The following is a 10210-nucleotide window of genomic DNA, read 5'->3' as shown; positions in this document are numbered from 1 at the left end:
CCTGCCAGTACACGGCTACAACCATCTTGACGAATACTTGGGCTGCGCTTACGAATGTATTTTTCTACGCTTTGCTCGCCTTTACCGTTGTGAATCATTTCGCGTATGGTTTCATCAACTACAAGTAACTCATGAATACCTGTACGACCACGGTAACCATTAAAGTTACACTCCTCGCACCCCACCGCTCGATAGATTGTCGGTTGGCTTTCAAAAGGAACCCCTAACAGCTGGCATTCATGCTCATCAGCCGTGTGACCTTCTTTACAGGTATTACATAACGTACGTACTAAGCGTTGCGACAACACACCGAGTAACGACGATGAAAGTAAGAAGGGTTCAACACCCATATCTTCCATACGTGTAATTGCACCCGATGCGGTATTTGTATGCAAGGTAGACATAACAAGGTGACCGGTAAGTGACGCTTGAACACCAATTTGCGCAGTTTCAAGGTCGCGTATTTCACCCACCATTACTACATCAGGATCTTGACGTAATATTGCACGTAAACCACGTGCAAATGTCATATCAACTTTTGCATTAACTTGTGTTTGCCCAATGCCTGGAATTTCGTACTCTATCGGATCTTCAACGGTAAGAATATTACGATCGCGTGAGTTAATTTGGCTCATACCAGCGTATAAAGTGGTACTTTTACCAGAGCCCGTTGGCCCTGTTACCAAAATAATACCGTGGGGTTTACTAATTAGATCTGAAAACAATGCGCGATTTTCTGCGGTCATACCTAAATCTTCAAGGTTTAATCGCGCGTTGTTTTTGTCAAGTAAACGCAGTACTACGCGCTCACCAAAGCTCGATGGCATTGTAGATACACGCACATCAACTGCACGCCCAGCAATACGTAAACTAATACGACCATCTTGTGGAATACGTTTTTCAGCTATATCAAGCTTAGCCATTACTTTAATACGAGATACAAGTAACGATGCAAGTTTACGATTAGGCTTAAGCACTTCTTTAAGCACGCCATCGACCCTAAAGCGAATAACAAGCTCTTGCTCGAAGGTTTCGATATGAATATCAGAAGCCCCTTCTTTAATCGCTTCACTTAGCATGGCATTAATAAGCTTGATGATTGGCGCATCATCGTCACCAGCAAGTAAATCTTCAGTTTGCGGGAGCTCATCAGCAAGCGAGAATAAATCAACCTCGTTGCCAATATCTTCCATCATTTGTTGTGTTTCAGAGCTATCACGTTGGTATGACGCTTCAAGCAATAGCTCAAATTTATCATCATCCAATTGCTCAAGAGTAAAACCATGGCCTGCGATACGGCGTACTTCTAATAGTACCTCCACATCTAGCTCACCACGGTAGTAAACTATACGATGATCTTTGTTTTTACCAAGCAACACACCTGCGCGTCTTGCATAGGAAAATGGCAAACGCTTTGCTGGTAACTCAACTAACACATCACTCGTTAATAGCTCATCCTGATTATGCGTTTGAGGATGAACCACATCTTGGTTTATCTCTTGAATCGCATTAGTCATCTTTACGCTCTTGTGCATTTTGTTTACGTAGAGACTCTTCATACGTAGGTGGAAGTACTAGTTCGTCATTCCACTCAGGTAAAATAGGCGTATCTGTCATTGGCATTAACTCAATACCGTCTTCTTTTTGTTTAAACTGCTCACCACGAATAAAGTTATATTTATTAAAGCTTAACTTATTCATGCTTACACCATCACGAATAATGGTTGGGCGAATAAATACAATAAGATTACGCTTACGACGCGTTGTATTTGTTGATCTAAACAGGTGACCTAAAATAGGGATATCGCCTAATAACGGTACCTTAGAAACACTTTCTTGTACGTCTTCGTCAATTAAACCGCCAAGTACAACCATACCGCCATCATCGGCCATAACCGTTGTTTTAATTGCACGTTTATTAACAGAAATATCAACAGCAGTTGCACCACTTACACTCGATACTTCTTGCTCAATAGTAAGTTGTACTGCAGAGCCATCGTTAATCTGTGGCGTAACTATCAGTTTAATACCGACTTCTTGACGCTCAACTGTTTGAAATGGGTTAGCATTATTACTGCCCGTTTGTGAACCTGTGATAATAGGCACTTCTTGACCGACTAAAATAGAGGCTTCTTCGTTATCCATTGTAGTAATAGAAGGGGTAGCCAAAATATTTGAATTTGTATCAGTGGCAACAGCCTGAATAATTGCGCCCCAATCATTTTTAACAACGCCCAGCGCTAAACCATTAATGCCACTTAGCAATGAAGCAAGCGCATCATAGTCACCCTCAGTCGTTTCGTCATAACTAGTCACGTTTCCTGACTCTGTACCAATGATAGTTTTAGTTACGGTTGTATCTTGTGCTTGCTCTGCAGCAACAGCTAATGAACCCACGGGAACTGTAGTGCCGTTGTTAAACTGCAGCATACCGCCCTGCTCAGAAATCCACTGCAGGCCTAAGTTAACCCCGTCGCCTTCCATTACTTCAATAATAATGGCTTCAACCAGTACTTGGGCACGGCGAATATCAAGGCGTTCAATTACAGATTCAAGTGATCGCATTGTGTCTGGCTGTGCGGTAATAATTAATGAGTTTGAGTCAGGGTGAGACTCTATACTGCTTTCATTATTGCTTCTGCTACGAGTTTTAGTAGTACCGCCTTGTGCATCTTCAACAAGGGACTTACTAACACCCTGCAATACTTTGACCAAATCTTCAGCTTTAGCATAATTTAAGTAAAACACCTTGGTGTTGCCTTGGCTTTCTAGCTCACCATCTAAGCGCTTAATGAGCTCAATAGCACGTGTACGTGCTTGGCCTTCTCCACTTACAATAACGCTATTAGTTCGGCCATCAGCCACAACTTTTGGAATTAAGAATTCAGGTACACTGCCTTTACCGCTGTCTTTATAAATATTATCTACCACAGAGACAACATCATCTGCCGTCGCATATTTAAGCTTAACGATGTCTACACGCTTGTCACCCGCCTGATCAACAGAGCGAATGATCTCAACTAAGCGATTAACCGATGCTGCATGACCCGTTAGCATCATAACGTTAGCCGCATTAAAGTTGGCAACGTGGCCACCATCTTTTTGATCGCTAAATTGACGAACCAAAGGGCCAAGCTCTTGTACACTTACATTTTTAACACGTACAACACGTGTAATCATCATGTCGCCGCTAGCTTCACTACCTTCGTCAATAAGTGGTACATTTGATTTTTTGGCGTCTGAACTTTTTTCTATCTTAATTATGCCATTGTCCATTTCAACAGCTGAGTAGCCATAAACTTCCAATACATTTAAGAAGAACTGATAATAAAGTGCTTCGTCCATTAACTCATAGCTGCGAACATTTACTTTGCCGCGCACGTTAGGGTCAATAATCACTGTTTTATTAAGGTTTTTACCAACAATATTAATAAACTCGTTGATATCAGTTCCTTTAAAGTTAGCAGCATATTCAACAGCAGAAACAGACAAAGAAATACTTGCCGCCAAAAAAAGTGCTGCGTACTTAGCTAACCCTTTTTTAATTTTTTTGAGGTGTAGCACCTGAACCATTGTATTAAAACTCCAAAGCTAAATTATTGCAGACTAAATTGCACATCGATTTGTTCACCATCACGTTCTATAGTGATATTGGCATCTGTACTATTACGCAGCTCGTTGATAGCTGACATAGCCTGTTTTAAATCTGTTAATTGATAGCCATTTATAGAAATAGCCAAATCGTTATTTTTTAATCCCATTTGTTTAAATAGTTCAGGCTCTTTACCTGGACTTAAACGATATCCGATTAGTTCGCCATCATTCATGGCTTGTGAAACACGTATATAGTCAAATAATTTGCCTGGCTCTTCGAGCAGGTCTTCACGTGTTTCTATAATTGCTTCTTTAACGTCTGGATCTGCAGTAGCATCTATTTGTAGTTCACTTAGCTCTAATTTTTGCGGACCCATTTCAGCATCATCACGGGCAGCGAGTACTGGCATAGATACCGTTTTATTAAAATCGAGTCCATCAAGCATCAAAGTCTCAAAACGCCCATTAACATTCAAAATAACACGATCAGGTAATATTTGTGCTACTTCAGCGCGCGTGCCTAATACAACTTCTTCAACAAGATAGCTTACTTGCTTACCTTGTGATTCAATAATTGCGATACCTGCTTTATCATCGTTATTAACCGCTACAATACCGGTTAAATTTATACTTAAGCGTGTTTCTGGCGCATTGTTTATAACCTGCGATTGCTTTGCAGTATTATTGTTGTTTGTTACAGTTTTTTTACCAAATAAGAATTGCTCAACAATATGCTGCGCAGAGTTATTACTCGCACCAGATGACTGATTAGCATGATCGCTAGGGGTAAGCAGAGTTATTGGTGGTTTTGGCCACAAAAGCCAAACAAGTTTTGATAATAAAAATGCAAGATAAACAACAACTAAGAGTGTCACTAATGCACTTAACTTAGCATGCGGTAAACGAGTTAAAAATTGTTTTAGTTGTTGGATTTGCTGTTCCATAAATAGTGTTCTTATTTTAATTTACTGCGTTAGCGCGTACCCATAGTACCCTTTCATTTTTCTTTCAACAAGCACACTAATATTAAACTTTGTAAACAGATTAAATCAACTTTACATAACAGTACAAAAAGTAAACTGCTGTTGTAATACCTTCATCCTACGATGATTTCATGATAAATTTTAAGCTATAAAAACGTGGGGAAATGCCTTATGAGTAAAAAAAGTAATGCTAATACCAGCTCAGACCCTGTAGATGGGTTAAAAGTTCGATTAGATAAATGGTTATGGGCTGCGCGATTTTATAAAACTCGTGCAGTTGCACGCGAAATGGTGCAAGGCGGCAAAGTACATTATAATGGCCAACGTACAAAAGCGAGTAAAATAGTAGACGTTGGCGCAAAAGTAAAACTGGCTCAGGGCGTAGATGAAAAGCTGATAACTATACTCTCAGTGCTTGAAAAACGCCAAAGCGCCCCCATTGCACAGACCATGTATCAAGAATCTGATGCCAGTATTGCTAAACGCGAAGAGAACAGCATCGCACGTAAAAATAACAGCTTTTTTGCCCCCCATCCGGATAAAAAACCGGATAAAAAGCAAAGACGCGAACTTTTAAAAATGAAATCAAGTTAGGTATAGCCGCTCATGCAACAAGATTTACTTCACCGTTATTTATTCAACGAACTAGATGTTCGTGGCGAACTCGTACAAATCGAGAGTGCTTATAATGAAATGATTGCCGACCATAATTACCCCGACCCTGTTAAAGCATTACTTGGTGAGTTACTCGTTGCAACCTGTTTACTTACTGCTACCTTAAAGTTTGAAGGTGAAATTGCTGTACAGCTTCAAGGTGATGGCCCAGTTAAATATGCTGTTATAAATGGTGATGACAAACAAAATATGCGTGGTATTGCACGCCTGCAAAGCGAAATTACGGGCACAACTGTAAAAGAGCTTATTGGCCAAGGCTATATGGTAATCACTATTACTCCTGAAAAAGGTGAACGCTACCAGGGTATAGTGCCGCTAGAGCATGATACTCTTAGTGAATGTATCGAAAGTTACTTTGAGCAATCTGAGCAACTAAAAACACGCCTTTGGTTTGCAACTGACACTACTGAAGGTAGCGCAAAAGCATGTGGTCTATTTTTACAAGTGCTTCCAGTTGATAAACAAAAATCAATTGAAGACTTTGCACACCTAGAAGCATTAAGTAACACGATTAAAAATGAAGAGTTGTTACACTTGGATGCGAACACAGTTCTTACACGTCTTTATCACGAAGATAATCCTCGCGTATTTGAACCTCAAGCTATTAAATTCAAATGTGGTTGTAGTCGTGATAAAACAATTACTGCACTAGTTAATATTGGACAAGAAGAACTACTCAAAGATGTAGCTGAGAAAGGGACTGTTAACATTAACTGTCATTACTGTTTAAAAGAGTATGTTTTTAACGAACAAGACATAAAAAGCATTTTCAACTAAATGTTCAGCTTCATTTATATATAGTAATTAAAGCCGCAAAATATGCGGTTTTATATTATAAAAAGATGATACCGGTGTCATGAATTTTGTTAATTTACTGACACCGGTATCATTGAAATTATTCATGTTTTTTAGCAAATATATGTGTTTTTAGAGGCTTTACGGGCTCGAATATCTCAAAACCTTCTGTTACTATAATTTCAGCTTAAGGGCACTGATAACCCCAGAGCTATCCCGTTCAAACTCTCACACATTATAGTTAGGTATAAACATGACTACAGGCGCTACACGTTTTGTCGATTTAACCGCAGCTGAACTTGTCGAGCATGCGATCCGCCGTGGCGAAGGTACTTTAGCCGCAAATGGTGCTTTTGTTGCAATTACAGGAAAACGAACTGGCCGTTCACCAAAAGATCGTTTTATTGTTCAAGAAGCAACAACTCAAGATGACATTCAATGGGGCAACGTTAACCGCCCATTTGATGCAGAAAAATTTGACGCATTATGGGCTCGCGTAGAAGCACATGTTCAAAGTAATGACCACTTCACCTCTCACCTAGAAGTTGGCGCTGACCCTGAGCATTATCTACCTGTAGTCGTAACTACAGAAACAGCGTGGCACCATATTTTTGCCAAAAACATGTTTATCGAACCACAAAACTATAACGCCTCAAACTTACCACAATGGCAAGTAATGAACGTTCCTTCGTTTGTATGTGAGCCAGAACGTGATGGCACAAATAGCGATGGCACCGTCATTATTAACTTTGCACAGCGTAAAGTATTACTAGCAGGTATGCGTTACGCCGGTGAAATGAAAAAATCGATGTTTTCTGTACAAAACTTCCTACTACCAGCAAAAGGTGTATTACCAATGCACTGTTCTGCTAATGTTGGTGAAGCAGGCGATACAGCATTATTCTTCGGTTTATCTGGTACGGGTAAAACAACACTTTCAGCAGACCCTACTCGCTTTCTAATTGGTGATGACGAGCACGGCTGGGCACCTGGAAGCGTGTTTAATATTGAAGGCGGTTGTTATGCTAAATGTATCGACCTGTCACAAAAGAATGAACCTGTAATTTGGAATGCTATTCGCTTTGGCACTATTTTAGAAAATGTAGTGTTAGATGAAAAAGGCGTTCCAGACTTTAACGATACTAGCCTTACTCAAAATAGCCGTGCAGCATATCCACTTGAACACGTTGAAAAACGTAAAGTAGAAAACCGCGCAGGCGAACCTAAGGCTGTTGTATTTTTAACTTGTGATGTAAGCGGTGTATTACCACCGGTTTCTATTCTTAGCGAAGAAGCTGCTGCTTTTCACTTTTTAAGTGGATACACAGCAAAAGTTGGTTCTACTGAGATTGGTTCAACTAGCGATATTGAATCAACATTTTCGACATGTTTTGGCGCACCATTCTTCCCACGCCCTGCTGGTGTTTACGCTGAGCTTCTTATGAAGCGTGTACGCGAGTTTGGCGCTAAGGTGTACCTTGTGAATACAGGTTGGACTGGCGGCCCTTACGGCACAGGTAAACGTTTTGATATCCCGACTACTCGCGCAGTAATTGATGCAATCGTATCTGGTAAATTAGCGGGTGTTGAAACTCAGCACATTGATGTTTTAAACCTAGATGTACCAGTAGCAGTTCCAGGTGTAGATACTAACTTACTTAATCCTATTAATACGTGGGAAGATAAAGCTAAGTACAATGAATATGCAGCAAAACTTGCCGCAGACTTCACTGAAAACTTTGCTAAGTATGACGTATCAGACGATATAAAAACTGCAGGACCTAAAGCTTAAATAAGCTTCAAGCTTGTATTTTAACGCCAGCCAAGAGCTGGCGTTTTACTTTCTAAATACCTAATTTAATAAGTGCGACAAAATGCCGCACAACTCATATCAAAAAAACATATAATATACCGCGTAATTAATCCTTCCTTAATGCCCAATAAACCTGCATTACTCATCACGGCTATTTAATTAATGACACTAAAGCTTTCATGGCAAAAAATATTCAGGCGGTTACATTTATACTTAGGTCTATCGGTAGGTGTTTTACTTACTATTATTAGCCTTTCTGGCTCCGTATTAGTTTATTACCCACAAATAGACTCACTGTTAAATCCAATTAATGACACTACCACTAATACAAAACCACCTAATTGGGATCAAGCATACAATATGCTAAGAGCAAATTTCCCTACAAAACAAGGGCCATGGCGATTAGAAAACACAGGTGTGAACTCAGTAATTCCCGCGCGGTACTACAATCCAATAGAAACAAAAGAGCAAGGCTTTGCTCCCTTAATGGTATGGCTATCTAGCAGTAGTGATAAAGTAATACGTAAAAACTATTAGGGAAAATACTTAGTAACTTGGATGTACAACTTACATTTTTCATTACTAACAGGAGCAACGGGCACTCTCGTTGTTGGCTATATAGGCATAGCCTCAATAGTTCTTCTTATCTCTGGATTCTTTGCTTGGTTTCCAAAGCCTGGGCAGTGGGTAAAGGCACTAAAGTTTAAATCTCGTAGCTCTAAAATAGGTTTGCTATACGACTGGCATAAACTAATTGGTTTAACCTTCTGCATACCGCTACTAGCTTTAACTGTTACAGGTGTTATGCTCGCTATTCCAAAACAAACAGATCCTATATTAACCGCTCTAGTTAGCGATATAAACTCTCCACCAAAAACACAAATTCAACCGAGTAAACAAACCAATATTCCTTTATCACAAGCGGTATTAATAGCTGAAAAAGCATTACCGAATACGCGTTTAGCTTGGATTGAAACACCCTCAAACTTAAATGCTATTTACAGATTAAGATTTCAAACTGTAAACGATCCTTCGTATCGCTTTCCACATAGCTATATAGAGGTTAATGCACTTACAGGAAAGTTAGAGAGCGTGTTTAATATAGATAAGCAAAGTACGGCTAATAAAATAAAAAACTGGATACACCCTCTACATGACGGCAGCATTGGCGGTAACATTTTAAAAGTCATTTGGGTGCTGAGTGGCTTTGGATCTGCTGCATTGTTCTTTATTGGCGTATATAGGTGGTTAGTTAGAACCAAGAGAATATAAAAATAAAATAAACTTTACGCCAATCTCCCTAGTTAAATGATCTATTTGAGGACAAAGATTTCTTTATTTCGTTGTTCTCGCCAATTACTCCTAAGTTGCTCAACCTTCTGTATCCATGCAATCGTATATCAGAAATTTCTAACGCAATTAACGTCAAGTTCAATCCACCAAATTGATTAGGTATTATTGCCGATTAGTATAATTATCAGGTATGTGTATTTATTCTGCACGCGCTAAAACTACAGTTAGTTACAGATGTAATGCGGTAAATCACTTAGGTAAACTTAGCGCACAATAGTGCCCCCCAATTAATTGCTTACTAGTGTCTGTAAATAAGGCTATATACCTAATGGGAATGTCTAATAGGCTACTGAATAGTTAAAGCAAGGCTCTTTACAATGTGAAGCCTGCGTAATGTCACGATACCCACAGCGGTGGAGAGTCACGTAGTAAATGCTACTTTATTGGCCGAATGGGGTATTGAGGGCTTTTGTTGTGATTCTAACGTCGGGAGTCGCTGCGCTCGTCCGACCTACGTGATGGGTGTTGATGTGAGTGTGTATTAATTGCGCGCATTTACTTTTTACAATTTAAAACCTGGTGATGTCATAGTGCCCACAGCAGTAGAAAGTCACGTAGCAAATGCTACTTTATTGGCCGACTGGGGTATTGAGAGATTTTGTTGTGATTTTAGCGTCGGGAGTCGCTGCGCTCGCCCGCCCTACGTGATGGGTGTTGCTGTGGATGTGTTAATTGCGCGCATTTCACTTTTCTGCAGACGTAAAAAAGCCCGACTATTTCTAGTCGGGCTCTCTACAATTTGAAGCCTGGTAATGTCCTACTTTCACATAGCAAATGCTACACTATCGTTGGCCGGGGCTCGCCTTCGAGCTGTTTGGTTTCACTACTGAGTTCGGGATGGGCTCTTGGCTATTTACTAAATCCCAGAAAGCAAAAAACCCGTCACATTGCTGTAACGGGTCTCTACAATTTGAAGCCTGGTAATGTCCTACTTTCACATAGCAAATGCTACACTATCATCGGCGCTGTTTCGTTTCACTACTGAGTTCGGCATGGA

The 10210-nt window shown here is 40.0% G+C and carries 8 protein-coding genes; 5 read left to right on the top strand and 3 right to left on the bottom strand.

Features of this window, described 5'->3' with window-relative positions:
- The 3 genes from gspE to gspC form a co-directional block, all read right to left on the bottom strand.
- A partial coding sequence (gspE, locus tag L652_RS0108945; RefSeq protein WP_024603411.1) for a type II secretion system ATPase GspE occupies positions 1-1517 on the bottom strand: 1517 nt, incomplete at its 3' end.
- Positions 1510-3573 (bottom strand): type II secretion system secretin GspD, encoded by a 2064-nt coding sequence (gene gspD / locus L652_RS0108940; RefSeq protein WP_024596266.1) that lies wholly within the window; start codon positions 3571-3573, stop codon positions 1510-1512. The genes gspE and gspD, both read right to left, overlap by 8 nt.
- 23 nt (positions 3574-3596) lie before the next feature.
- The gene (gspC, locus tag L652_RS0108935; protein ID WP_024596265.1) at positions 3597-4538 is read right to left on the bottom strand and encodes a type II secretion system protein GspC; all 942 of its coding nucleotides are present in this window, start codon (positions 4536-4538) and stop codon (positions 3597-3599) included.
- Positions 4539-4748: 210 nt separating this feature from the next.
- On the opposite strand from gspC, the gene hslR reads away from it, so the two are divergent.
- The 5 genes from hslR to L652_RS1000000125375 all read left to right on the top strand — a co-directional run bounded on the left by hslR (position 4749) and on the right by L652_RS1000000125375 (position 9132).
- The gene (hslR, locus tag L652_RS0108930) at positions 4749-5171 is read left to right on the top strand and encodes a ribosome-associated heat shock protein Hsp15 (RefSeq protein WP_007586590.1); all 423 of its coding nucleotides are present in this window, start codon (positions 4749-4751) and stop codon (positions 5169-5171) included.
- Between the two features lie 12 nt (positions 5172-5183).
- Positions 5184-6029, top strand: a complete 846-nt coding sequence (hslO, locus tag L652_RS0108925) for an Hsp33 family molecular chaperone HslO (RefSeq protein WP_002962025.1) — start codon at positions 5184-5186, stop codon at positions 6027-6029.
- A gap of 271 nt (positions 6030-6300) precedes the next feature.
- A complete protein-coding gene (locus L652_RS0108920; RefSeq protein WP_024596264.1) occupies positions 6301-7839 on the top strand; it encodes a phosphoenolpyruvate carboxykinase in 1539 nt (512 codons plus the stop codon).
- 183 nt (positions 7840-8022) lie between these two features.
- The gene (locus L652_RS1000000125380; RefSeq protein ID WP_253947710.1) at positions 8023-8397 is read left to right on the top strand and encodes a PepSY domain-containing protein; all 375 of its coding nucleotides are present in this window, start codon (positions 8023-8025) and stop codon (positions 8395-8397) included.
- Between the two features lie 21 nt (positions 8398-8418).
- Entirely contained in the window at positions 8419-9132 is a 714-nt protein-coding gene (locus tag L652_RS1000000125375; protein ID WP_253947709.1) for a PepSY-associated TM helix domain-containing protein, read from the top strand.
- Positions 9133-10210: the final 1078 nt, after the last annotated feature.

This window comes from Pseudoalteromonas sp. TB25 (assembly GCF_000497995.1).
Lineage (GTDB): Bacteria > Pseudomonadota > Gammaproteobacteria > Enterobacterales > Alteromonadaceae > Pseudoalteromonas > Pseudoalteromonas distincta.
This window is presented reverse-complemented; position numbering and strand designations above follow the sequence as displayed.

Excerpts from the sequence above, each read along its gene's own strand:
- gspD (WP_024596266.1), bottom strand. The coding sequence starts at position 3,573 with ATGGTTCAGGTGCTACACCTCAAAAAAATTAAAAAAGGGTTAGCTAAG.
- gspC (WP_024596265.1), bottom strand. The coding sequence starts at position 4,538 with ATGGAACAGCAAATCCAACAACTAAAACAATTTTTAACTCGTTTACCG.
- hslR (WP_007586590.1), top strand. The coding sequence starts at position 4,749 with ATGAGTAAAAAAAGTAATGCTAATACCAGCTCAGACCCTGTAGATGGG.
- hslO (WP_002962025.1), top strand. The coding sequence starts at position 5,184 with ATGCAACAAGATTTACTTCACCGTTATTTATTCAACGAACTAGATGTT.
- L652_RS0108920 (WP_024596264.1), top strand. The coding sequence starts at position 6,301 with ATGACTACAGGCGCTACACGTTTTGTCGATTTAACCGCAGCTGAACTT.
- L652_RS1000000125380 (WP_253947710.1), top strand. The coding sequence starts at position 8,023 with ATGACACTAAAGCTTTCATGGCAAAAAATATTCAGGCGGTTACATTTA.
- L652_RS1000000125375 (WP_253947709.1), top strand. The coding sequence starts at position 8,419 with ATGTACAACTTACATTTTTCATTACTAACAGGAGCAACGGGCACTCTC.